Below are 23,845 nucleotides of genomic sequence, written 5' to 3'. Positions count from 1 at the left end.
GAAACTTGCATCAGCCTATGACACACGTTATAGCGTTACGCAACCAATGTAATAAAGTAACATTCCTGTACAAGACCTGAGGTGCTGACCCGTATGTTTTCCTTCCGATATGCTGTTCTGGCCGGTGTTTTCAGCTTTGCCCTACCAAGCCTTGCCTTTCCGGGTCTTGCCTTGGCGCAAGCTGAGGTAGTGGCCTCGGTCAAGCCGCTGCATTCTATCGTCGCCGCGGTGATGCAGGGTGTCGGCAAGCCTGATCTCCTGGTGGAAGGCGCTGGCTCTCCCCACAGCTATAGCCTCAAGCCCTCCAAAGCCCGCGCGCTGGAAAAGGCGGATGTGATTTTCTGGATCGGTCCCGGACTGGAAAGCTTTCTCGACAAGCCGCTCGATGCCCTGGCCTCCAAGGCCACCGTTGTGTCCCTGGCCGAAGCCCCGGGCCTGACCCTGTTGCCCTATCGTGAAGGCGGAGCCTTCGATGCCCATGATGATGAGCATGAAGAGGCCGGCCATGATCATGGGGCGCATAAGGAGCATGCGCATGATGCCCACGCCGATCATGGTCATGACGATCATGGTCATGAGGGCATGGACATGCATGTCTGGCTGGACCCGGACAATGCCCGCATCATTGCAAAGACAGTGGCGGACACGCTGGCCAGCAAGGACCCCGCCCATGCCGACCAGTATCGCCAGAACCTCGCCTCCTTCGAAAAGACGCTGGATGGCCTGGATGCGGAATTGAAGACCAAGCTGCAACCGGTGAAGGACAAGCCCTTCATCGTCTTCCACGATGCCTATCAGTATTTCGAGCATCACTACCCGGTCAGCGTTGCAGGCTCCATCACCGTCAGCCCCGAAACGGCGCCCGGTGCCGAGCGGGTGGCAGAGATCCATGCCAAGGTGAAGTCGCTGAAGGCCACCTGCATTTTTGCCGAGCCGCAATTTCCGCCGAAGCTGATCAAGGTGGTGGCTGAGGGGACAGATGCAAAGACCGGCGTGCTGGACCCGCTGGGCGCCGACCTGAAGGATGGGCCGGACCTTTACCCCACCTTGATGCGGCAACTGGCTGACAATCTGGTCAAGTGCCTGAAAAACTGAAGAACTGAAGAACCGGAAGAAGCAGGCGGTAAGGCGAAGCCTGCTTTTTTCAGACCCGAATATGTTATGTTATTACATTAAGGTGGATTGGAGTGAGACCTCTCCGACCCGCCCTGCACCCAAGGAGATGACAATGGTGAAGAAACTGCCCGTGACCGTGCTCTCCGGCTTTCTCGGAGCCGGAAAGACCACGCTGCTGAACCATGTGCTGCACAATCGCGCCGGACTGAAGGTGGCGGTGATCGTCAACGATATGAGCGAGGTGAATATCGATGCGGCGCTGGTTCGGGACGGAGGAGCCAATCTGTCGCGCACCCATGAGCAATTGGTGGAAATGAGCAATGGCTGCATCTGCTGCACGCTGCGCGAGGATCTGCTCACAGAAGTGCGGGCGATTGCCGCCTCCGGCCGGTTCGATTATCTGCTGATCGAGGCAACCGGCATTGCCGAACCGCTGCCGATTGCCACGACTTTCGAATTCCGGGATGAGGACGGCCACAGCCTTTCCGATATTGCCGCGCTGGATACCATGGTCACGGTGGTGGATGCGGCCAATCTGTTGCGAGACTATAGCTCCACCGACTTCCTGGCGGATCGCGGCGAAACCGCCGGGGATGACGATAACCGCACGCTGGTCGATCTTCTCGTCGAACAGATCGAATTTGCCGATGTCGTGGTTCTGAACAAGGTGGGCACAGCCACGCCGGAACAGCGGGATGCCGCGCGCAAAATCATTCACGGGCTCAATGCCGATGCCCGGCTGATCGAGACCGATTTCGGCATGATCGAGCCTGCCGCCATTCTTGGCACCGGCAGCTTCGATCTGGGCCGGGCGGAAACGCACCCGCTCTGGTTCAAGGAGTTGCACGGCTTCAAGGACCATGTGCCGGAAACCGAGGAATACGGCATCCGCTCCTTCGTCTACAAGGCCAGGCGACCCTTTCATCCGGCACGATTCCAGGCGTTTATCGATCAGTCCTGGCCGGGCGTGATCCGTGCCAAAGGCTTTTTCTGGCTGGCAACCCGCCCTCATCATGTCGGCGAAATCAGTCAGGCCGGGCCGCTGGTGCGCACAGGCCGCATGGGGCTGTGGTGGTCTTCCGTACCTCGCCAGCAATGGCCGCAGGATCAGGGATTTCTGCGGGCTATCGATCCCTATATGGACCCGATCTGGGGCGACCGGCGGCAGGAAATCGTCTTCATCGGCATGGAACCCATGGACGAAGACGAAATCACCGAACAGTTGGATGCCTGCCTCGTTGACGCCGAGGCTTTCACGCCAGAACGCTGGCGCAACCTGAAAGACCCCTTCCCGGACTGGGCGCCGCCGCGTCTGGCAAGCGCCTGAACCTTCACGCAGTCCGTCAACGATACCGCGTTGGACCGCTTCAGTGTTTCCGTGAAAGACTGAAGCGGTCTCATTCTTTGTTTTTAAGCATTTCCAGACGGAAAACCGTGACGCCACTTTTCCTGGAAATGCTCTAGCAGGCGGCGCAGTTGGGTCCGCAGCGGCGCATCCCAATACACCAGCGCCAGTTGCGAGAGCGCAATGGTGGCCGCAAGCCCCAGCGCCACATGCCACCAGGCCAGCGTGCTGCCTGTCTGATGCAGCACCACATTGGTGAGATGCATCATCGGGAAATGCAGGCAGTAAACCGGATAGGACAGGGCTCCGAGCCAGCTGAAAAAACCATCAAGGCGCGGCAGCGAAACTTTCGCGCCCGCCAGCACCAGAAAGGGCGCTGCGGCGACAGCAAGCGTGAACACCCGCCGCCCGTCATAGGGCCAGAAGCTGACCGTCAGGAAAAAGGCGATGATTGCCAACGCGACGGGAAGAGAAAAACGGCCAATCCAGCCATAGCTCCAGGCAAGCCGCCCGCTGCGCAGAAAATGCCAGACACAAACGCCGGCAAAGAAACCCGCCAGCACGCGGGGCACGCCGTAGAGAATATTATCCGCCCCCCAACCCAAGCCGCCCTTGTCCAGCAGGCAAAGCCGCAGAAACACGGCAAACACCGCAGCCGTGGCGATGTAAAGCGGCCAGCGCCCGATCTTCAACGCAAAGAAGAACGCGATGTTGACCGCCAACTCGAAGAACAGCGACCAGGCCGGATCATTGGCGGGAAAAATCGCTCCCGTCACCACGTCACCGAACATGGTGACGCTGTTGCTGTTCAGAAACGGCACATAAAGCAGGTTCACGGCTGAACCCAGAAGAATCTGGCCTTGATCCGCGGTCGTCAGCCCCAGGCTGCATTCCACCAGCAGAAAGGCTGTGCCGAGAATGAGCCCGATGAGAAACAGCGGATAAAGCCGGATCGCCCTCTGTGTCATGAACGACGAAAAAGACAGGCCGTTCAATATCTTCTGCTCATAGCTGAAGGCGATAACGAAACCGCTGAGCACGAAAAACAGATCGACGGCGAAATAGGCAAGTGGCGCAACCGCCAGATTGCTGTGCTGCGTGAAATGATAGAGCGCAACCGTAAGTGCTGCGATGCCCCTGACCCCATCCAGGAAGTAAAACCGCATAACGTTCCCCTGTTTACCCTTTGTTAGCTATAATCAGGGTTCCAAACAGGTCAATCTTTGCGCGTTGATCGGCCCAGAATTGTTCGGGCAGGGTAAAAATATATGGTTATCACAGCCTTTCCGGCTACTGCCTAATTCCTTAAATCGGAAGCGATTGAAGGCAAAAATTATGCAGCAGATTTAAAGCCTTAGAGCGCCGATCTGCTTCAACCAGATCGACGCTCTAAGACCGGAAAGGCCTAATCTCCTCACACAGACGTCGTTGCCAGTTGCTGGCGAGAGTGCTTACGCATTGCCCGAAATGGCGGTTGCACGGCGGCGTGCACGGCGCGACAGCCAGAAGGGCAGAATGGCAACGGCTGCCGCCAGAACCCAGAGCACAATGCTGATGGTGCTGCTGAACAGGATCGAGACATCGCCGCCGCTGATTGCCAGCGCATTGCGCAGGTTCACTTCCATCACCCGTCCCAGCACGAAGCCGAGGATGATCGGCGCCATGTCGAAACCGGCCTTGCGCAGCAGCCAGCCCAGCATGCCGATGCCGAGCATCAGGAAAATGGCAAAGACGGAGGCATGGGTGGAATAGACGCCAACGATGGAGAGCACCAGAATGCCGGGCACCAGCAGCCAGTTCGGCACAGTCAGCACGCGGGCGAAGATCTGCACCAGCGGCAGGTTCAGCGCCAGCAGGATGAAGTTGCCGATGAACAGCGAAGCCACCAGACCGCCGACGATTTCCGGCCGTTCATTGAGAAGCATCGGACCGGGCTGGATATTGTAGAGCATCAGCGCCCCCAGCATGACCGCCGTAGTGCCGGAACCCGGAATGCCCAGCGTCAGCATCGGCACGAAGGCCCCGCAGGCGGTGGCGTTATTGGCCGCCTCGGGAGCGGCCAGCCCGCGCACGTCACCCTTGCCGAACGTGCCTTCGCTATCGGAAAAGCGCTTTTCTGTCGTGTAGGACACCGCACTGGACACAGAGGCCCCCGTACCCGGTAGCACGCCGACCACGAAGCCAATCACAGAACCGCGCAGGGTCGCCCCGATGGATTTGACGAGATCGCTGGCCCGCGCCGTCATACGGCCAAGTTCGCGAATGACAGTGACGCCACTGTTTTGATGTTCCAGAATGATCAGCGCTTCCGAGATCGAGAACAGTCCGATCACCAGCGTCACGAATTCGATGCCGTCGCCGAGTTCCGGCTCGTTGAAGGTAAAGCGATAAGCTCCCGATGTCGCATCGAGACCCACGGTTGCCAGCATCAGGCCAAGCGTGCAGCCGATCAGCGTCTTGGCCGGATCGCTGCCCACCATGGAGCCGAGTGTCGCGAAGGCGAAGATCATCAGCACGAAATATTCCGCCGGGCCGAAGCCGATGGCGAGTCCTGCCAGCATGGGTGCGAAGAAGGCAAGCCCAATCACCCCCAGAATACCGCCAACGAAGGAGGCGATGCCGGACAGCGCCAGCGCCTCGCCCGCCCTGCCCTGCTTTGCCATGGGATAGCCATCCATGGCGGTCATCACCGCCCCGGCATCGCCGGGCACGTTGAGCAGGATGGACGAGATGCGCCCGCCATATTCCGCCCCGCAATAGACGGCGGCCAGCAGGATCATGGTGCTTTCAGCCGGAAGCCCCATGGAATAGGCGATGGGCATCAAAAGCGCGATGCCGTTGATCGGGCCGATGGCGGGCAGCGCACCGACCATGGTGCCGAAGAAGCAGCCGATAAAGCCGATCAGCAGGTTTTGCCAGGTCAAGGCCACGGCAAAACCCTGCCAGAGATAATCAAAACTCATAGGATTTTCCTTCCTACAGCATTTCCGGGAAAGCCGCAGAGCGGCTCTCCTTCAGGAAATCCATCAAAACAAGGAGACAGGCAGGGGCCTCAGCCAAACCAATTGCCGGCCGGCAGATAGACTTCGAGCAGCAGCGAAAACACCACCCACCAGAGTGCGGCGTGACCCGCCGCGCCGATCAGTGATTTCAGCCAGGGCGCGCCGAAGATGATGCCGGTGCCGAAGGTCAGAACAAAGACGGAGACTGCAAAGCCCGCTGGCTCGAACAACAGCACGGAAACGACCAAAAGCGCGGGGACGCTCAAAATGCGCAGCAGAAGGGTACCGGAGGGAAAGCCCTCCGCCCAGCCGGGTGATTTGAGGTAAAACAGGCTGAGCCCCGCCAGCACCACGGCCAGCGCGACGGGAAACACCCGAGGCCCTAGCGGGTCGGAAGCAAAGGCATATTCGATCATGCTGCCGCCAATGCCGTAAGCGGCGGCGAGCGCCAGCAGGCATATGGCCGAGATACGGCCGACAAGCCGCCTCGAAGCCGAGGACGGTGTAGGAAGGTCCGACATGGCTGTCACCCTTTGAAGATGAAAATGGGAAAGCTCCCGGACCAGAGGCGCCGGGAGCAGAAGGGTTTACATTCCCGCTTCCTTGGCGAGGATCTTGAAGCGAGCCACGTCCTGCTTCACGCGCTCCTGGAAAGCATCGCCAACCAAGGTGAATTCAAAAAGGCCACGCGCTTCACGCTCCTTGGCAAATTCAGGCGTCTTGGAGATCTTTTCGAAAGCCTGGGTCCACCATTGGTAATCGGCATCGGAAACATCCTTGCCGACGTAGTAACCGCGCCATACCGGCCAGTCGATGTCGAAGCCCTGTTCCTTGGCGGTCGGCACGCTCGACAATTCTCCCGGCAGCCGCTCAGGCGCCATCACGGCCAGAATGCGTACCTTGCCTGCCGTATGGTGCTTGACCATTTCCGCAGCATCACCGGAGCCCACCTTCACATGGCCGCCTTCCAGCGCCGTCAGCACGGCTCCGCCACCCTCCAGCGCCACATAGCGCATTTTCTTCGGCTCTTGACCTGCCGCCTTTGCCAAAAGCGAACCCTTCATCCAGTCCTGCGAACCGACGGCTCCGCCACCGGCAATGGCAAAGCCGGTCGGATCGGCCTTATAAGCCTCAACCAGTTCGCCAAGGGTCTTGTAGGGAGAGTTGGCCGACACGACCAAAACGCCGTAATCCGCGCCAAGGGCGCCCAGCCAGCGCACTGCCGTCTCATCATACTGGCCGAACTTGCCCTGGGCGATCAAAAGCGCCGAGCCGGAAGACGCAGCCGAGATAACATTGCCATCCTTGCCGCGTTTGCCGATCATATGGTTATAGGCCACCGCGCCGACGCCACCTTCCATATAGGTGACGACCATGGGGCGGGAGATTTCCTTGGCTTCCAGCAGGCTATTGGCTGCCAGGCGGCAGGTCAGATCGAAACCGCCGCCTGGCTTTGCGCCAGCAAGGCATTCGGGCTTTGAGGGCTCCGCCATGGCCACACCCGCCTGGATGACCATGAGTGCCGCGCCGGCAGCAAGGCTCGTGAAAATTCTGTTCATGCGTTCCTCCCAATTGTCTCAGACAAAGAGGGTCCGAAAGCCACACGCATCCGCCGCGCAAACCGTCGGTCAGCGCGTCAAACACAAGCCATGCTCGTTCCGGAATACCCTCCCCGGTCTGCCGGTATTCCTCTGAACCGGCAGTGATGCCCAGCTTATGCCGTATTGCTGTCACCCTCCTGTCATCGTTAAAAATTGCTGAGACTCTTGATCGAACGCGGCTGACATGTCAGCATTTATGCTTGCAATCCGTTCGAGTTTCACCCGTCATGCGCATATTGCTGGTCGAAGATACCCACGATGTCGGCGAGGCCGTGTGTCGGCGCTTTCAGTCTGCCGGCCACACGGTCGATTGGCAGACCAATGGCGCGCATGCCGCAGAAATCCTGGAATTCACCGAATACGATCTGGTCATTCTCGACGTGATGCTGCCGGGCCTCGACGGGTTTTCGGTGCTGAAGGGATTGCGCAGCGCCAAGCGGGATGTGCCGGTTCTGGTGCTGACGGCGCGTTCCGAAATCGATGACAGGGTGGGCGCGCTTGACCTTGGGGCTGATGATTATCTCGTCAAACCCTTCGACTTCCGCGAACTCGAAGCCCGCGCCCGCGTGCTGATGCGCCGCAGAAACAGCGGCCACGCCACCAATATCCTGAATTTCGGCGATGTCAGCCTTGATCGTGCCAATCGCAGCGTCAAGGTCGGCAAGCGGGAAGTGCAGTTGAAGCGCCGCGAGATCACGCTTTTGGAAATTCTGGCCTCCCGGCCCGGCAAGGTGTTCAGCAAGGAAGAGCTGCTGGATCAGCTTTTCGGCTTTGAACAATCGGCTGGGCCGAACGCGGTGGAACTGTATGTGGGCCGACTGCGCAAGAAGCTGGAGGGGGCAGCCGCCCGCATCGTCACCGTGCGCGGCCTCGGCTATCAACTGGTGGCCGATGACAACGGCTGAGACATCGCTTTTCGGACGCCTGATGCTGCGCTTCGGGGCCATCGTGCTCTGCGGCGCCGCCCTGCTGGTGACCGCCGCCTGGTTCTATGCCCGCGAAGCCGCCGACGACGCCTATGACCGTATTCTCGTTGGCGCAGCACTCCAGATGACAGAAAATCTGGTGGTGAATGACGGTGTGCTGAATTTCGATCTTCCTGCCTCGGCTTTCGAACTTCTCGGCCTTGCCGGTCGCGATCGCATTTTCTACCGCGTGATCGATTCCAATGGCGCCACCCTCACCGGCTATAATGATCTGAACGGCAAGGTGTCGCTGGAATCGACCCATCTGGAGCCGCAACTGAGCAATGGCACCTATCAGGGTGTCGATATCCGGATCGTCACCACGGCCCGCGCCATTACCGATGCGGCGGGTTCGGGCTGGGCCTATGTCGTGCTGGCCCAGACCACGGAAGCGCGGCAGGATCTCGTCTCCGAACTCACCGCCCGGGCACTTTTTCTGGTCGCGATCATGAGCGGGCTGGCGCTGATGGGCGCCGCCATTGCCGTGCGCTATGCCCTGAAACCGGTGGCCACCGTCGGCGAAGCACTGAAGCGGCGGGAGCCACAGGATCTGACGCCGCTTTCCGTCAGCGTGCCGCGCGAGCTTTCGCCGTTCGTCACCTCGATCAACCATTTCATCCAGCGGCTGGACCAGCGGGTGAAGCTGCTGCAACGCTATGTGGCCGATAGCGCCCATCAGCTGCGCACGCCGCTGACAGCACTTTCCGCCCAGCTCAGCCTGATCGATGAAACGCGGCTGCCGCAGGAAGACCGCCGCCATCTGGAGCGCATGCGTGACCGGGCCGCCGAACTGGCTCGCTTTACCAATCAACTCCTCAACCACGCCATGGTCATTCACCGCTTCGATTCGACCCAGCTGACGCCCGTCATCGTGCAGGATGTGGCGCGCCAGGCCTTCCGCGTGGCGGTGCCGATCACCATCGACCCGGATATCGTCGTCTCCTATGCGGCGGATGATGAGGAACTGGTCATCCAGGGCGACGCCCTCAGCCTGCGGGAAGCGATCGTCAACATCATCGACAATGCCATCCGGCATGGGGTGAAGGCGCGGCTCGATGTGCGCGTGCTGCAACTTGGCGCGCAGGCGGTGATCGAGGTGGAAGATGACGGACCGGGAATTGCGCCGGAGCAATGGCCGCATGTCACGCAGCGCTTCGTTTCCTCCCGCACCGATGGCGAAAGCTCCGGCCTCGGCTTTGCCATCGCGGCAGAAGTGGCCACCGCTCTTGGCGGCGAACTGGGCTTTCGCGAAGCGGGCAAAAACCACGGCTTCATCGTGTTCATCGCGCTGCCGCTTGCGCAGGGAATAAAAGCATGAGGGTGCCTTTCCAGCAAAAGTGCAGAGCGGTTTTCCTGCTTTTTACCCTTTTATCCGGCCCGGCATTGGCCGCGGAGGGCGAAACGGCGCTGTTTCCTGCACCCGGGCAGGAGCAGCAGCGGCTGGTGGTGCATGCCGCCACCGATCTCGATGCCATGCGCCCGCTCATCCTGGACTTTCAGGAAACCGCACCGGATGTCACGGTGGAGCTGGTCGACTACGTCACGACCGATCTTTTCCGCGATGCCGCCCGCGCCTGCCGCAACGGCCAGAAAACGGCGGACATTCTTCTGTCTTCGGCGGTCGATCAACTGGTCAAGCTCGCCAATGACGGCTGCGCCCAGCCGCACCACTCCAATGAAGCCAGCAGGGTGCCCGAATGGGCCAATTGGCGCGACGAGGTTTTTGGCTTCACCTTCGAGCCAGCGGTCTTCGTCTACAATAGCAAGCTGGTGCCCCCGACGGATGTTCCGACGAGCCACGAGGCACTGGCGGATCTGCTTCGCATCAAGCCGGAAGATTATCGCAACCGGATCGGCACCTATGACATCAGTGCCTCGGGCATCGGCTATCTGCTGGCCTATTACGATTCCCGCCAGGCGCCGACCGTTTATGGCAGACTGCTGGAAAGCCTGAGCCGAATCCGTACCGTGACCCGCTGCTGTAACAACGAAGTGCTGGGCGAACTTGCCGCGGGCAACGTGTCCATCGCTTATAACGTGCTGGGGTCCTACGCCTATGCCGCAGCAAAACGAAATCCGGATCTCAAGGTCGTCATTCCGCAGGATTACACGCTGATCCTGTCTCGCGGCGCGCTGATCCCGGGCTCGGCCAGTCATGCGGCGCTTGCCCGCCGCTTTCTCGATTATCTGCTGTCTGTGCGGGGGCGGCGTGTGGCGCGGGAAAAGTCGTTTTTCTTTGCCGAAGGCTTTCCACTGCCCGCAGGGGTTTCCGGTCCCGCATCCCTCATGGAAAGTGGCATCGGCCGCCCCATCCGCATTGGGCCAGCGCTTCTTGCCGCCCAGGACGAAAATCAGCGCCGCCGCTTTATAGGCAGTTGGCAGGAGCTTGTGGGGCGTTAGCTTTCTTACAAAACAATTTAGTTATAGCAGTCCGAGTTCCGCCAGCTCACGCTTCAGGTCATCCGGCATGTCTTCCAGATTGGCGCCCGAAGCGGAGAGGTCGCGCGGCGCATCCTTGTCTTCGAGATAGCGCCAGCCCTGGAAGGGCCTGCGCGGCGCGGGCGTCGTTTCCACCACTTCCGGCCCCAGCAGCAGTTCGCAGCGGGTAATGCCATCGCCACCGGTAAAGCTGACAATGTCCAGCAGCTTTTGCCGCGCCATGACCTGACCCTTGATGATCCAGTAGAGCGAGCCGCCATCCAGCAACTCCTCCACCCGCTTCGGCACCATGCGGGTCACATGCGAGCTATGCGGCTGCAAACCGGCGGCCATGGCCACCATGGAGCGTTCCGCCACCCATTGGCGCAGATCGTCGAGACTGTCTGCCCCGACGCAGAGTTTGATCAGATGAAGAGCCATGATGCGACGAGATAGACCTTTCGCCGCCGCCGTCAAGATGTTTCAACGGGATGTCTGTGGGGTGGTCATCAACATTCCACGACATTGACGGCCAGACCGCCCAGCGAGGTTTCCTTGTATTTCTCGCTCATGTCATTACCGGTCTGGCGCATGGTTTCCACGCAAGCGTCCAGCGGCACGAAATGGCTGCCATCGCCCTTGATGGCAAGCGATGCCGCCGTGACGGCCTTGACCGCACCCACCGCATTGCGCTCGATGCAGGGCACCTGCACCAGTCCGGCAATGGGGTCACAGGTCATGCCGAGATGATGTTCGAGGGCGATTTCGGCGGCATTTTCCACCTGCTCCGGCGTGCCGCCCATCACGGCGGCAAGCCCTGCAGCCGCCATGGCCGCAGCCGACCCCACCTCTCCCTGACAGCCCACTTCCGCCCCGGAAATCGAAGCATTGTGCTTGATGATGCCGCCAATGGCGGCTGCGGTCAGAAGATAATCGCGCACGCCCTGCTGGTCGGCATCTGGATGAAAATGCAGATAATAGCGGATGGTGGCAGGCACGACGCCAGCAGCCCCGTTGGTGGGCGCGGTCACGACACGGCCACCGGCGGCATTTTCCTCGTTCACCGCCATGGCATAGACCGAGAGCCAATCATTGGCGAGAACCGGGTTGAAGCGGTTGCTGCGCCATTCCTCCTGCAGTTTATCGTGAATGGTCTTGGCGCGGCGCTTGACCTTGAGCCCGCCCGGCAATTCCCCCTCGACCCTCAGACCCCGGTCAATGCAGCCGCTCATGGCCTCCCAGAGCCGGTCCAGCCCGGCATCCAGCGCCTGACGGCTCATCACCGCCTCTTCATTGGCGCGCTTCATCTGGGCGATGGTTAGTCCGGAGGATTGCGCCATGGCCAGCATCTGCCGCGCCGTGGAAAAGGGATAGGGCACCTTTACGGCCTGCTCGGCCTTTTTGGCCATCTGCATGGCGGCAAGTTCGGTATCGGTCACCACGAAACCGCCGCCGATCGAGTAATAGATGCGCGACAGGAGCAGGCGTCCGTCCTTGTCCAGTGCGGAAAAGCGCATGCCGTTGGCGTGACCCGGCAACGGGGTTTTCTTGTCCAGCACCAGATCGCTGGCAGGCTGGAACAGATAGGCCGGGTGGCCGGGAGGACAGACCTTGCCGCTTGCCATGACGGACTGCACGATCTCTTCCATCCGGTCGGGATCGACACTGTCAGGCACTTCGCCCGTCAGCCCGATGATGACAGCGCGGTCCGTGCCATGGCCCACACCGGTAAAGGCTAGCGAACCATGCAGGCTGACCTTCAGCGCCGCCACCTGCGCGCCTGCGGGCCTTGGCCATTCATTGGAAAGAATAAGCTCCAGAAACCGGCAGGCTGCCGTCATCGGCCCCATGGTATGCGAACTCGACGGTCCGATGCCAATTTTGAAAACGTCAAATACCGAAAGAAACATTCAATACCTGCCCTGCTCGCCGCCGCCAAAACCATTTATCCAAGAAAACAGCAGGCTCTGCCCCATGAGCCACCGGCATTCTCTTGAGCGGCAGCGACATCCTGCCTGCACATCTATATAACAGAAAGGCAGCGTGATCTGTTCGGATCACGCTGCCTCGTCCCCCGCCGGAAATTCAACGGGTCGTGCCCTATCCCCCGATAGGCACGTGATTTGTCTTAAATCATTCCTGTTACCTGCTCAAGCGGCTGGTGACAGGATCACACGCCCCAAGCCGGCCAAGACGTCGTCCTCGCAACACAAGCCTTTGTTTCAAAAGGCTTCCCCAGAAGCCACACTCTACCCATTTCCCCGAAATGCTCTATCATCGCGCCGGGAATCGACCCTGAAACTTCGAAACGCACTGGACGACCTTACCCGTGAACCCCTTGCCCCTGACGCTGCTGGATTATATCGCGCTTGCCTTCTTCGGCTTCAGCTGGTTCGGCTTCGGGCTGATGAGCGGCGGCCATGTGTTTCGTTCCCGCACCAGTCTCAGCCGCGTTATGCAGCATCACCGGCGCATCTGGATTCACAACGCCATGAAGCGCGATCTGCGCATGATCGATACGCAGATCATGGCCGGGCTGCAAAATGGCACGGCCTTCTTCGCCTCGACTTCGATCATCGCCATAGGCGGCTGTTTTGCCATGCTCGGCTCCACGGAAAAGGTGGACGCCGTCTTGCGCGACCTGCCACTGTTCGGTGCGGCTGGCCGCACCGCCTTCGAAATGAAAGTGTGCGGGCTGATTGCGATTTTCGGCTATGCGTTTTTCAAGTTCGGCTGGTCTTACCGGCTGTTCAACTACTGCACCATTCTCTTTGGAGGCCTGCCGATGGCGCAGGAGGTGCACAACGATCCTCAGGCGGCGGAAACCGCGGCGGAACGGGTGATCGACATGAACATTCTGGCGGGCAAGCATTTCAATGCCGGGCTCAGGGCCATTTTCATGTCCATCGGCTATCTCGGCTGGTTTCTCAATGCCACCATGTTCATGCTGATGACGGGTTTCATTTTCTTTGTCCTGTTGCGGCGTCAGTTCTTTTCCCGTGCGCGGGATGCCGCCGGAAACCCCGGCCCCGGCGCTTTTTGACCGACAGGATGACAGCCTTGACCGTTTCAACACCCACTTCCAGCGCTTCCCGGCGCATTACCCTGCTGGACGGGCTGCGCGGACTGGCGCTCATCGCCATGGCTTCCTATCACTTCACCTGGGATCTGGAATTCTTCGGTTATGTGGAAGAGGGAACGGCGGTCTCCGGCCCGTGGAAATATTATGCGCGCGGCATTGCCTCGACCTTCCTCTTCCTTGTGGGTGTCAGTCTCGTGCTTGCCCATGGTCGCGGCATTCGCTGGCAGTCCTTTGGAAAGCGTCTCGGGCAGATCGCGGCGGCGGCGGTTCTGATCTCCGTCGCCACCTATTTCACCATGGGGGCTGGCTGGATCTTCTTCGGCATCCTGCACGCCATTGCGGTGACGAGTCTGGCGGGACTGCTGTTTGTGAAACTGCCGGAGGTGGTGACGCTTGCCGCTGCCCTTGGCTGTTTGTGGCTTGGGGCTTACGGGCACTCACCGCTGTTCGACACTCCGGCCCTCTGGTGGCTGGGCCTGTCGGAAACCCTGCCCCGCTCCAATGATTACGTGCCGGTCTTTCCCTGGTTTGCTGCCGTGCTGTTTGGCATTGCCGCCGCCAGGCTTGCCCTGCGCTTTGGCTGGACGGAAAGGCTTGCCGGCCTGCCGGGCGGGCCGCGCCTGCTGCAATGGGCGGGGCGACACAGCCTTATCTTCTATCTCGTTCATCAGCCGGTTCTGATCTCGCTGGTCTATCTTGCCAGCCTCGTTGCCCCGCCGCCAGCGCCAGACCCGGCGCTCAGCTATAGCAAAAGCTGCCAGCGTTCCTGCGTTGCAGGCGGCAACGAGGCCCGGTTCTGCAACCGATTCTGCAGCTGCACGCTGGAAAAACTTCAGCAACAACAGCTACTTGCGCCTCTCCAGTCTGGCGCAATCATTCCCGAGCAGGATGATCGTGTCCTGAAACTGGCGCGGGAATGCACAATCGCCAGTCCTTAAGCGCCTGCCGGATCGGCCTGTCCGGTTTTCGCAGGCGCGGTAACCGAACAGACGCTTCCGGGAAAATGCCTTGTCATCTTTCCTTCGGATGCGTTCGAAGGAACCTGAACATGAACGCCTATCGAATGAAGCCGCTGAAATACCCTTGGCTGCCGCTTCTCTATGGCGGTGCCTGCGTCCTTGCCCTGTTTCTCGAGTTTTATATTTCGCCCAGCGCCATTCCGGCGCTGCAAGGCATGATGCCCGTGCTGGCGGGCTGCCTGATCGCAACAGCTGCGGTGGCTCTGGATCTTTGGGCCGTCAATACCATGATGACCAGTCAGACCCCCGTCCGCCTTGACCGCTGCGCACAGCGGCTGGTGACCGAAGGGCCGTTTCGCTACACCCGCAACCCGATCTATCTCAGCTACACGCTGCTGATGATCGGCGGCGGGCTGATCCTGCAAAACAGCTGGATGCTGATGGCAGCCCCCATCACGGCGCTGGTTACCACGCTGATTGCCATCCGCAATGAGGAAATGCACCTTCTCGTGCGCTTTGGCGTCGACTTCGAACGCTACTGCCGCCAGACCCGCAGGTGGATCTGAGGGCCTGCCCATACACCTTCGGACAGACTCTGGAGACCAGTTGCTCTACAACAAAAGCAAGGCCGGAAACGGCCTTGCCATAAGCGTAATGAGTTCAAAGATTATAGCTCACGTCCCAACGCCGATTTCCACGAGGCGGGTGAGACAGGCTTCTTCCGCCTGATCCAGTTCGCTCAGCGTTTCCTCGATATCCTTGCGCTTCTGACGCAATTCATCGCGCTTTTCGTCGATGCGTTTCATCATCAGCTTGAGCTGGCCAATCTCGCCTGGCGGCTCCTTGTAAACATGGACGATTTCGCGAATTTCGGCTATGGTGAAGCCAATGCGCCGGCCACGCAGAATTTCCTGCAGCAGGCGGCGATCCGCTGCGCGGTAAAGTCTGGTGCGTCCGCGCCGCTCGGGATTGAGCAGCCCCTCGTCCTCATAGAAGCGAAGGGTACGGGTGGAGACACCGAATTCGCGCGTGAGCTCGGTAATGCTGTAAAACTTCTTCAATGCCGCTCAGCCTCTGTTTTTCGCAGCATTTTATTGACTTTGACGTAAAAGTCAATTTTAGCGAATTCAGCTAAACCTATGAAAGCATCAGGATATGGAAAACCACCATGTCGCGAGCCCAAGGAACGAAAAGAAGCCGGTAATATCGGTAACGGTGGTCACAAAAACCGCCGAAGCGACGGCGGGATCGATGCCCACCCGATCCAGCAGCAAGGGAATCATAATTCCCGCCAGCGCCGCCGCCAGCATGTTGATGAGCATGGCGGTTGCGATGATGCCGCCGATATTGGGGTCCTGAAACCAGAGGCCTGCGACGACACCGATCAACACGCCAAAAATCATGCCATTGACCAGCCCGACCCCCACCTCTCGCCGCACGACGCGGAAGGCGTTGTGAATATCGAGATTGCGGGTGGCAAGCGCCCGCACCGTCACCGTCATGGTTTGCGACCCGGCATTGCCGCCCATGCCCGCCACGATCGGCATCAGCACGGCTAGCGCCACGATCTGCTCGATGGTGGCCTCGAAAAGGGAAATGACCGAGGCTGCGAGAAAGGCCGTCAGCAGGTTGACCAGCAGCCACGGCACACGGGAGCGCGAGGTTTCGGGAATGGTGTCCGACAGCTCTTCGTCACCCACGCCGCCGAGGCGCATCAGGTCTTCCTCGGCCTCTTCCTGGATAACGTCCACCACGTCATCAATGGTGAGCACGCCCACGAGCCTGCCGCCCTCATCGACCACGGCGGCGGAAAGAAGGTCATATTGCTCGAAAAGCTGGGCGGCCTCTTCCTGGTCCATATGCGCGGGAATGGGATGGTTGGTTTCCCGCATCACCGCTTCGATCTTCGTCTGCCGCTTGGTGCGCAGAATGCGGTCGAGATCGACCGCGCCGAGCAGCTTGAAGGTCGGGTCGATGACGAAGATCTGCGTGAAGCTTTCGGGCAGCTCTTCCTCATCGCGCATGTAATCGATGGTCTGGCCCACGGTCCAGAACGGCGGCACGGCCACGAATTCCGTCTGCATACGGCGGCCAGCGGAGCTTTCAGGATAATCCAGCGCCCGGCGCAAGCGTACCCGCTCGGTAAAGGGCAGTTGCGCCAGGATTTCCTCGCGGTCTTCCTGGTCTAGGTCTTCGAGAATGTAGACGGCGTCGTCTGAATCCAGTTCGCCAATGGCGGCGGCAATCTGCGCATTCGGCATCTGCTCGACGATTTGCAGACGGATGCCTTCATCCACCTCCGTCAGCGCCGTCATGTCGAAATCATCGCCCAGCAGGCGCACCAGCGCCACGCGCTGGTCAGGCTGGATCGCCTCGATCAGGTGGCCGAGTTCGGATTCATGAAGCTTGGCGACGTGCTGGCGCAGATAAAGCACATCACGGTCCGCGATGGCGGCGCAGACGAGCGCCAGGAAATCCCCGCGGATCGAGCCATCTTCATCATAGATGTCTTCGTGATCCTCCTCCGGGCGGTGGTCCAGTGGGCGCAGGTCTTCTTCCAAATCGCTCATTCTTGCGCTCCCGGTCTCTCTTGCACCTGCTTTTTTCGGCAAAAGCAGGAAGGCTGCGCCCTCTTCCGTCTTCAGTTCCACCGGAATGGAAAGGGAATCGGCGAGATCACACACCTACCGCATAAACGGTTAAGCAAGCCCTCGTCCAGAACGGAAAGAGCCTTGTCTCGACAGACGTTCAAAGACGTTTCGACAATGAGCGGAAAGCTGCAAATGTTCCATGGCGGGAACAGGATGCGCACCTGCAATGGTAAGGAAGGCGGCGCGTTCTTGCGCCACCTTCCTCGAAATTCAAGCCGTCTTGAGGCGGGCTGCGATGACCGCAACACGCTTGCCATAGGCTTCGGCGGTATCGAGATCGCCTTGCGGAATTTCATCCGCGCCGACATCCGAAGGCGACTGAACCAGCGCGCCCACAGAACCACCGAGATTGTTGATATCGGTCCGCTGGGCTGCCTTGGTGTTGCTCGGCATCAGACCGAGGCTGACCCAGATGCCGCCATGCTGCGAAGCCAGCGTCTGGAGCGAAATCAAGGCCACCTGCTTGTCACCGTTCAGGCTGGCGCTGTTGACGAAACCGCCAAAAACCTTGTCCTGCCAGCCGCGCGCGAACCACACCTTCGAGGAGGCGTCCGCGAATTTTTTGAACTGCCAGCTGACATTGCCCATATAAGTCGGCGAACCGAAAATGATCGCATCGGCAGCACCGAGCGTTTCCCAGGCCGATTCCGGCAGATTGCCCTCGGCGTCGATTTCGAGCAGATCAGCGCCTGCCCCCTTGGCAACATATTCCGCCACACGCTTCGTGTGGCCGTAGCCCGAATGAAATACGACGGCAACTTTGGTCATGACACACCCTTTTTCTTGAAAACCCCTGGGACTCATCCGGCTGGATGATCCCTGACCCAAAGAATTATACAGCGGCCCCTAGAACGCTTCATTGTTTCACGGAAACAATGAAGCGCCATAACTCCTTGTTTTTACGCATTTCCGGACGGAACACCGTTTTCCACTTTTCCTGGAAATGCTCTAAAGGCCGATGCATGCATATCCACACGGTTGCAAATTCGAAAGAAGGTATTTTTCATGCCTATAGGCAGGTTTTTGTGCCTATGTCAGCAGCATGCAGATGACTGAAACCAGCACCAGACCGGCCCATGCCCTGTCGATGAGGCCGAGCCCGGACAGGATATCCTTCGCAGACACATTGCGGCGCCCGGCGGCATTCATCATCGGTTCGCTTACCCGCGCTCCGGCATAAAGTCTCGGGCCTGCCAGCGCCACATCCAGCGCCCCCGCACAAGCCGCTTCCGGCCAGCCGGAATTGGGCGAACGATGCAGGCCGTGATCGGCCATCATCACACTGAACGCGCGGTGGGCGGCAATCCTGCCCTCGCCCGCCCAGGCCGCCGCAACGATCAGCCAGCCAGCCAGCCGTGCGGCGGGCCAATTGGCAAGATCATCCAGCCGCGCCGAGGCCCAGCCGAAATGCAGATAGGTCTCGCTCTTGTGGCCGATCATCGAATCGGCGGTGTTCAGCATCTTGTAGGCAAGAAGTCCCGGCAGACCGAAGAGCCCGTACCAGAATGCGGGTGCCACGACCCCATCGGCAAAGTTTTCAGAAAGGCTTTCGAGCGCCGCTCGCGTGACGCCCGCCTCGTCCAGCACGGTGGTATCGCGCCCGACAATCATGGAAACGGCGCGGCGGCCCGCAGCAAGGCCCTCGGCCTTCAAGGCATCTGCCACGGCCTTGACGTGATCGAGCAGGCTCTTCTGCGCCAGAAACACCGCCGCAACCGCAATTTCCAGCAGAAAACCGAGCGGCCCAAGCAGCATGAAAAGGCGGTGCAGCGCATATCCCCCGACCAGGCTTGCAAGAAGCAGAATCACGATCGCCGCCACCCCCGCCAGACGCCGGAGGGAGGGGGCGAGGCTGCGGCGGTTGAGCAAGCTATCCAGAAAGCTGATGGCCTTGCCGAAGATCACCACCGGATGCGGCAGCCGCGCCCAGAGCCATGGTGGATCGCCAACCCAGCGGTCGAGAAAAAGGGCTGCGATCAGGGACAGGAATTGCACCGTCATGCCCCTGCCCCCGTAAAGCTGGAGAGTGCTGCCCGCAGCCTTTCATCCGCCTCGGCATCGGGCGCAAGGCCAAAACGCATCCAGCCCGGCGCATAATCGAAAATACGGGTGAGAATATGCGCCCGGCAGAGATGTGCATGCAGCGCCGCTGCCTTCTCATGCTCCACCAGCGCAAACAACGCAGTGCCGCCAATGACCTTGAGATCGTGCTGATCCAGAATGGCTTGAAGAGCCGCCCGCCGTTCAAGGATGCTGGCGACGATGGCACTCCGGTTGGCGCGGAAAAGACCTGTCGCCACCGCCAAGGCCGGACCGGAGACCGCCCAAGGCCCCAATCCTTCCACAAGTTTTGCCTCGATGGCCGGATTGGCGATCACAAAGCCAAGACGCAGACCTGCCATGCCGAAAAACTTGCCAAAGGAACGGAAGACGACGAGGTTTTCCTCATGCTCCACCGCACCCGCCAGCGATTGCGCCGCCTCGGCATCGGCAAAGGCCTCGTCCACCACCAGCAATCCGCCATGCGCCGCCATCCGCCGGGCAAGCGCCAGCAATTCTTCCGCCTCGAACACCCGGCCCGTGGGGTTATTGGGATTGACGATCACGGCAAGGCTGTACCGCTCATCGATCTTGTCCAGCGAACCCACCGCATCCACCGCGATACCTGAAGCTGCAAGACTGCGGGCATATTCGCCATAGGTAGGTGAGAGAATTGCGGCTCGAGGGCGGGTGGACATTCGACCTTGAGCGGATGGATCGATCAGCTTCGGCAAGAGCTGGATGGCAGCCTGCGTTCCCGGTACCGGCAGCGGCAGACGCGTACCACTGCCGTAAAAATCCCGTGCCGCGAGCCGCGCCTCCTCCTCCCGTTCGCGATCCGGCAGCCGGTGCCAGGCGCGTGGGTCGATGGTGGGCAAGCAGGGCGGACAGGGATTGATGCCGGTGGAAAGGTCCAGCCAGCCCTCGATGCGTCCGCCATAAAGACGGGCGGCGGCAGCAAGCCCGCCGCCATGCTGGATCGGCCCCGTCATTGCGGCAGATCTCCGGCAAGATCGATCAGATGCATGTAGGAACCTGCCACCGAACCCCGCCGCAGGCCGACAGGACCCAGATCCTCGCCCAGCGCGTCTTCCGCTCTGAACAGCCGATCCGCCTCGCCCTCCTGCTGCACGGTGGAGTAATGAAATTCATGCGCGGTCATCGCTCCGGCAAAAAAGTCCTTTTGCAGCGGCGTCAGCCGCCGATAGCCGAGATACCGCTTGCGATCGGCGAAACTGGTGGTCAAAGGCAGCAGGCCCGTCATGGCGTGAGACCGGCCCTCGGCATCCACCAGCGCGTCGCCCAGCACCATATAACCGCCGCACTCGCCGAAAATTTTCGTGGCAGATCGCGCTGCGGCGTGAAGCGCGGCCTTGAAGCTGAGCGCCTCAACCAGCCTTGCGGCATGAAGCTCGGGATAGCCGCCGGGCAGATAGATGGCGTCGGCATCCTGAGCGGGGGCCTCATTTTCAAGCGGCGAGAAGAAGCGGATCTCCGCGCCGCGCCGTTTCCAGCCCATCAGCATGTGCTCGTAGCAAAACGCAAAGGCTTCATCCCGCGCCACGGCAATCCGCTGCCCGAGCGGCGGCAGGCGGGCAATATTGGCTTCGGATACTTTATCCGGCATGCGTTTGGCAGCCTTCTGCAAAGCGGCGAGATCGCAGCCCCGCTCCACCAGACTGGCGGCCTGATCGATAAAGCCGTCCAGATCGCCATGTTCTGCGGCCTGAACCAGACCGAGATGCCGCCTTGGCAAAGCAAGCCCCGCCTCGGTGCCGATCACGCCCAGCACCGGCATGCGGATGGCCTCCAGCGCCTGCCGCAGCATGGCCTCATGACGCGGGCTGCCGACACGGTTGAGGATGACGCCCACCACCAGCACGCCGGGACGGAAATCAGCAAAGCCCTTCACCAGTGCCGCGACGGAATGGGATGTGGCGGCGCAATCCACCACCAGCACCACCGAAAGCCCGAGCAGGGCGGCCAGATCGGCGGCGGAACCGGTGCCATCCGCAGCACCATCGAAAAGCCCCATCATCGCTTCGATCAGCAGCAGTCTTCCGCCCTGTCGATGCAGGGCGGCATTGGCCGAAATCAACTCCGGCCGCATGGCCCAGGCATCGAAATTCAGGCAAGGCTCACCGCTGGCGGCGGCATGAAAGGCAGGATCGATATAATCCGGCCCCGCCTTGCCCGGTGCCAGCGCCACCCCCGCCCGCTTCAGCGCCCTGAGCAGGCCAAGGGTTATGGTGGTCTTGCCCGCGCCAGAATGCGGGGCCGCGATCAACAGCCCGCTCATGGCGCGTCCTCGCGTCCGGTTTTGGGAGCAAAGGGATCGGTTTCCAGCCTGCGTCCGGCAAGCGCGCCCAGCCAGTCCAGCGAGGGGCGCAGCCGCACCACCTCACCCAGCACGATGATGGCAGGCGGCTCCAGCCCGGCGGCCAGCATGGCCGTTTCCGCCTCGCCCAGCGTGGTTTCCAGCACGCGCTGGCGGGAAGTTGCGGCGTCACACAGAAAGGCCAGCGGCTCATCCGCCCGCCGCCCCGCCGCCAGCAATTGCGCACGAATATGACCGATATGTTTCATGGCCATATACATGACGATGACGGGGGAGCCGCGGGCAATGGCCTGCCAATCGATCCTGTCCGGCACAGTGCCGGAGGAATCATGCCCGGTGAGAAAGGTGACGGCATGGTTTACCTCGCGGTGGGTGGCGGGAATGCCTGCATAGGCCATACCGCCAATGCCAGCAGTGACGCCGGGCACGATGCGGAACGGCACGCCATGATCCACCAGCGTCAACGCCTCTTCGCCGCCCCGCCCGAACACGAAGGGATCGCCACCCTTCAGCCGCAACACCCGCTTGCCGGATCTGGCCAGTTCCACGAGCCGCAGTGAAATATCCCGCTGCTTTGCCGAGGGCTTGCCGCCGCGCTTTCCCGCATATTCCAGCACCGCATCCTTGCGGGCAAAGGCAAGGCAGGCATCATCCACCAGCGCGTCATGCACGATCACATCCGCCTGGGTCAGCCCGCGCAGCGCAAGCAGCGTGAGCAAGCCGGGATCACCCGGCCCGGCACCGGCCAGCCAGACATGGCCCGGTTCCAGAGGGGGAAGATGCTGCAAGAGATCGCCTGTCATGGCCTCACCTCTACTGCATTCCGTTCAAAACCGGAACTGGTTTGAACAGCATCGTCAGTGGTTTGACAGGGGCGACGAAACTCTGGAGCAACAGCGATTGGCCGCCTGTATTGAAGGGAGGTTTACCGAGCGGTTTAGGGTGTGTGGACATTCGCCCCTGAGCGGGCTGCAAACGGCAATTTCCTGCGCTTCCGGTGCTCATGTACTCAAGTACACTCCGCTCCGGTTCTCGAAAATCACCGTTTTCGCCACGCCCAAAGCCGAATGTCCACACACCCTAGGCCGCAGCCTCGAGGGCAAAAAGCCTTGCCTGCTGCCGGGTCATGCGGCGCTCTTCTTCGCGCCAGAGCTGGTGCACGAGAGTGAGCAGTGCGGCAGCTTCCGGCCCCTGCGTCAGCGCTTTGCCGCGCTTCAGCAAGCCTTCGCAGATCATGGCGCGCTGAGCTTCGGTGCTTGTGCGAATCGTCTCGCGCCATAGCAGCACGGCTTCGGCAAAGAGTGGCGCGATGGTGTGATCGAGCCCCGCCGCCTGAACCAGCGCCTTGACGGCATGAAGCCGCCCGCCCGCCAGGATCGAGCGAACGCGGCGTTCATCGAGACCGCTCAGCATTTCGATCGCCACGGCAAAGAAATCAGCATGCCCCTGGCACAACACCTGCATGAGGAAAGCGGGCGTCAATTGACCAGCCCTGCGCATATCCTCAACAAGATCGGGCATTTCAGCCGGATCGACCTCTCCCGCGATGGCCGCTGCGGCAGAGGCCTGAACATTCCGGCAGAGAGCCCGGCTTTTCACCTCTCCCAACGACAGACGCAGCAAAGCCGCCTCCGAAAAAGCCTCCGCCACCTGCCGAACCAGAAGATTGCGCGCCTGTGCAGGCAGATCGTTACGGGCGAGCAAGGCGCCGCGCACCGCCTCGCGATCGCCGAAACGCTCGGCAATGCGGATCAGGCTGAAGGCGGAAAGCTGGGCGGTTGCGTTATCCAGCAGCACCAGCACATCGCAACCATCGCCGATTTCGGCCAAGGCCGCCGCAACCGTTGCCGCAAGATGCGGACGCGCAGCAACAAATGCGCGGGTATAGCTGCCACCGCGCCCGCAAAGCTCAACAAGATCGGCCTCGCTCAGCACCGGGGAAAACAGAATGACGCGGGATGCGATCTCCGGCTGATCTTCCGCAAGCGCCAGAATGAGACTGCGCGGCGCATCCGCCGAATGTCCAAGCGCTTCGGCAAGACCCTGACGAACCAGCGGCGAGGGATCGTCCAGAAGATAGGTCATGGCCATCAAGGCGGCCTGACGTTCGTCTTCCGTCATGGCCGAGGTCAGATAAGCACGCCCGAAGGCATTGGCGGCCTTGGCGCGATCCCCTGCCCTTGCCGTTTCCGCCCAGCGAAAAAAAGCCTTTACCAGCACTCGAAACCCCAGCCGCTACATCAGGACAGGCAAGTGCTTTCGCATCCCGACCCTGAAGAAAACCGCGCCCTACCCGGCACAATCAAGGCTTACGGGAAAATGGTTTAA

22 protein-coding genes are annotated in these 23,845 nt (G+C 60.7%); 8 read left to right on the top strand and 14 right to left on the bottom strand.

The window, feature by feature from the left end:
• Positions 1 to 93: 93 nt before the first annotated feature.
• Together znuA and zigA are read left to right on the top strand one after the other, a co-directional pair.
• A complete protein-coding gene (znuA, locus tag QO005_RS11450) occupies positions 94 to 1,095 on the top strand; it encodes a zinc ABC transporter substrate-binding protein ZnuA (protein WP_370878056.1) in 1,002 nt (333 codons plus the stop codon).
• A 133-nt stretch (positions 1,096 to 1,228) separates the two neighbouring features.
• On the top strand, positions 1,229 to 2,443 hold the full coding sequence (gene zigA, locus QO005_RS11445) for a zinc metallochaperone GTPase ZigA (protein ID WP_307158170.1): 1,215 nt from the start codon (positions 1,229 to 1,231) through the stop codon (positions 2,441 to 2,443).
• 83 nt (positions 2,444 to 2,526) lie between these two features.
• Here the strand turns inward: zigA and QO005_RS11440 are convergent, their stop codons facing one another.
• The 4 genes from QO005_RS11440 to QO005_RS11425 all read right to left on the bottom strand — a co-directional run bounded on the left by QO005_RS11440 (position 2,527) and on the right by QO005_RS11425 (position 7,022).
• Positions 2,527 to 3,627: an acyltransferase family protein gene (locus tag QO005_RS11440; protein WP_307158169.1), complete on the bottom strand. Its 1,101-nt coding sequence runs from the start codon at positions 3,625 to 3,627 to the stop codon at positions 2,527 to 2,529.
• A 285-nt stretch (positions 3,628 to 3,912) separates the two neighbouring features.
• Positions 3,913 to 5,424, bottom strand: coding sequence for a tripartite tricarboxylate transporter permease (locus QO005_RS11435; protein ID WP_307158168.1), 1,512 nt, complete (start codon positions 5,422 to 5,424; stop codon positions 3,913 to 3,915).
• Positions 5,425 to 5,513: 89 nt separating this feature from the next.
• Positions 5,514 to 5,984, bottom strand: coding sequence for a tripartite tricarboxylate transporter TctB family protein (locus tag QO005_RS11430; protein WP_307158167.1), 471 nt, complete (start codon positions 5,982 to 5,984; stop codon positions 5,514 to 5,516).
• Between the two features lie 66 nt (positions 5,985 to 6,050).
• On the bottom strand, positions 6,051 to 7,022 hold the full coding sequence (locus QO005_RS11425) for a Bug family tripartite tricarboxylate transporter substrate binding protein (RefSeq protein WP_307158166.1): 972 nt from the start codon (positions 7,020 to 7,022) through the stop codon (positions 6,051 to 6,053).
• 269 nt (positions 7,023 to 7,291) lie between these two features.
• Between QO005_RS11425 and QO005_RS11420 the strand changes: the two genes are divergently transcribed.
• The 3 genes from QO005_RS11420 to QO005_RS11410 are packed head-to-tail and all read left to right on the top strand — an operon-like array spanning position 7,292 to position 10,429.
• Positions 7,292 to 7,969, top strand: a complete 678-nt coding sequence (locus QO005_RS11420) for a response regulator transcription factor (RefSeq protein ID WP_307158165.1) — start codon at positions 7,292 to 7,294, stop codon at positions 7,967 to 7,969.
• 22 nt (positions 7,970 to 7,991) lie between these two features.
• On the top strand, positions 7,992 to 9,347 hold the full coding sequence (locus QO005_RS11415; protein WP_307158164.1) for a sensor histidine kinase: 1,356 nt from the start codon (positions 7,992 to 7,994) through the stop codon (positions 9,345 to 9,347).
• The gene (locus QO005_RS11410) at positions 9,344 to 10,429 is read left to right on the top strand and encodes an ABC transporter substrate-binding protein (RefSeq protein ID WP_307158163.1); all 1,086 of its coding nucleotides are present in this window, start codon (positions 9,344 to 9,346) and stop codon (positions 10,427 to 10,429) included. The genes QO005_RS11415 and QO005_RS11410 overlap by 4 nt, the downstream gene beginning before the upstream one ends.
• Before the next feature lie 21 nt (positions 10,430 to 10,450).
• Here the strand turns inward: QO005_RS11410 and QO005_RS11405 are convergent, their stop codons facing one another.
• Together QO005_RS11405 and QO005_RS11400 are read right to left on the bottom strand one after the other, a co-directional pair.
• The gene (locus QO005_RS11405; RefSeq protein WP_307158162.1) at positions 10,451 to 10,888 is read right to left on the bottom strand and encodes a DUF1489 family protein; all 438 of its coding nucleotides are present in this window, start codon (positions 10,886 to 10,888) and stop codon (positions 10,451 to 10,453) included.
• A 68-nt stretch (positions 10,889 to 10,956) separates the two neighbouring features.
• Positions 10,957 to 12,357, bottom strand: a complete 1,401-nt coding sequence (locus tag QO005_RS11400) for an L-serine ammonia-lyase (protein WP_307158161.1) — start codon at positions 12,355 to 12,357, stop codon at positions 10,957 to 10,959.
• 434 nt (positions 12,358 to 12,791) lie between these two features.
• Between QO005_RS11400 and QO005_RS11395 the strand changes: the two genes are divergently transcribed.
• From QO005_RS11395 to QO005_RS11385, 3 genes are all read left to right on the top strand, one after another.
• Entirely contained in the window at positions 12,792 to 13,490 is a 699-nt protein-coding gene (locus QO005_RS11395) for a DUF599 domain-containing protein (protein WP_307158303.1), read from the top strand.
• A gap of 8 nt (positions 13,491 to 13,498) precedes the next feature.
• The gene (locus QO005_RS11390) at positions 13,499 to 14,467 is read left to right on the top strand and encodes a heparan-alpha-glucosaminide N-acetyltransferase (RefSeq protein WP_370878052.1); all 969 of its coding nucleotides are present in this window, start codon (positions 13,499 to 13,501) and stop codon (positions 14,465 to 14,467) included.
• Between the two features lie 110 nt (positions 14,468 to 14,577).
• Positions 14,578 to 15,054 (top strand): methyltransferase family protein, encoded by a 477-nt coding sequence (locus tag QO005_RS11385; protein ID WP_307158159.1) that lies wholly within the window; start codon positions 14,578 to 14,580, stop codon positions 15,052 to 15,054.
• A gap of 108 nt (positions 15,055 to 15,162) precedes the next feature.
• Here QO005_RS11385 and QO005_RS11380 read toward each other — a convergent pair whose 3' ends face one another.
• From QO005_RS11380 to QO005_RS11345, 8 genes are all read right to left on the bottom strand, one after another.
• A complete protein-coding gene (locus QO005_RS11380) occupies positions 15,163 to 15,549 on the bottom strand; it encodes a MerR family transcriptional regulator (RefSeq protein ID WP_307158158.1) in 387 nt (128 codons plus the stop codon).
• 87 nt (positions 15,550 to 15,636) lie between these two features.
• The gene (gene mgtE / locus QO005_RS11375) at positions 15,637 to 17,058 is read right to left on the bottom strand and encodes a magnesium transporter (RefSeq protein ID WP_307158157.1); all 1,422 of its coding nucleotides are present in this window, start codon (positions 17,056 to 17,058) and stop codon (positions 15,637 to 15,639) included.
• 291 nt (positions 17,059 to 17,349) lie between these two features.
• Positions 17,350 to 17,907 (bottom strand): flavodoxin family protein, encoded by a 558-nt coding sequence (locus QO005_RS11370; protein ID WP_307158156.1) that lies wholly within the window; start codon positions 17,905 to 17,907, stop codon positions 17,350 to 17,352.
• A 261-nt stretch (positions 17,908 to 18,168) separates the two neighbouring features.
• Positions 18,169 to 19,140 (bottom strand): adenosylcobinamide-phosphate synthase CbiB, encoded by a 972-nt coding sequence (gene cbiB, locus QO005_RS11365; RefSeq protein WP_307158155.1) that lies wholly within the window; start codon positions 19,138 to 19,140, stop codon positions 18,169 to 18,171.
• On the bottom strand, positions 19,137 to 20,171 hold the full coding sequence (cobD, locus tag QO005_RS11360; protein ID WP_307158154.1) for a threonine-phosphate decarboxylase CobD: 1,035 nt from the start codon (positions 20,169 to 20,171) through the stop codon (positions 19,137 to 19,139). Before cobD ends, cbiB begins: the two co-directional genes overlap by 4 nt.
• Entirely contained in the window at positions 20,168 to 21,478 is a 1,311-nt protein-coding gene (locus QO005_RS11355; protein ID WP_307158153.1) for a cobyrinic acid a,c-diamide synthase CobB, read from the bottom strand. Before QO005_RS11355 ends, cobD begins: the two co-directional genes overlap by 4 nt.
• Positions 21,475 to 22,320 (bottom strand): uroporphyrinogen-III C-methyltransferase, encoded by an 846-nt coding sequence (cobA, locus tag QO005_RS11350; RefSeq protein WP_307158152.1) that lies wholly within the window; start codon positions 22,318 to 22,320, stop codon positions 21,475 to 21,477. Before cobA ends, QO005_RS11355 begins: the two co-directional genes overlap by 4 nt.
• 277 nt (positions 22,321 to 22,597) lie before the next feature.
• The gene (locus QO005_RS11345) at positions 22,598 to 23,737 is read right to left on the bottom strand and encodes a DUF2336 domain-containing protein (RefSeq protein ID WP_307158151.1); all 1,140 of its coding nucleotides are present in this window, start codon (positions 23,735 to 23,737) and stop codon (positions 22,598 to 22,600) included.
• Positions 23,738 to 23,845 lie beyond the last annotated feature (108 nt).

Source organism: Allorhizobium paknamense (genome assembly GCF_030815125.1).
In the GTDB taxonomy this organism is placed as follows: domain Bacteria; phylum Pseudomonadota; class Alphaproteobacteria; order Rhizobiales; family Rhizobiaceae; genus Allorhizobium; species Allorhizobium paknamense.
The sequence above is the reverse complement of the archived record's forward strand: the minus strand, read 5'-3'. Positions and strand labels throughout refer to the sequence as shown.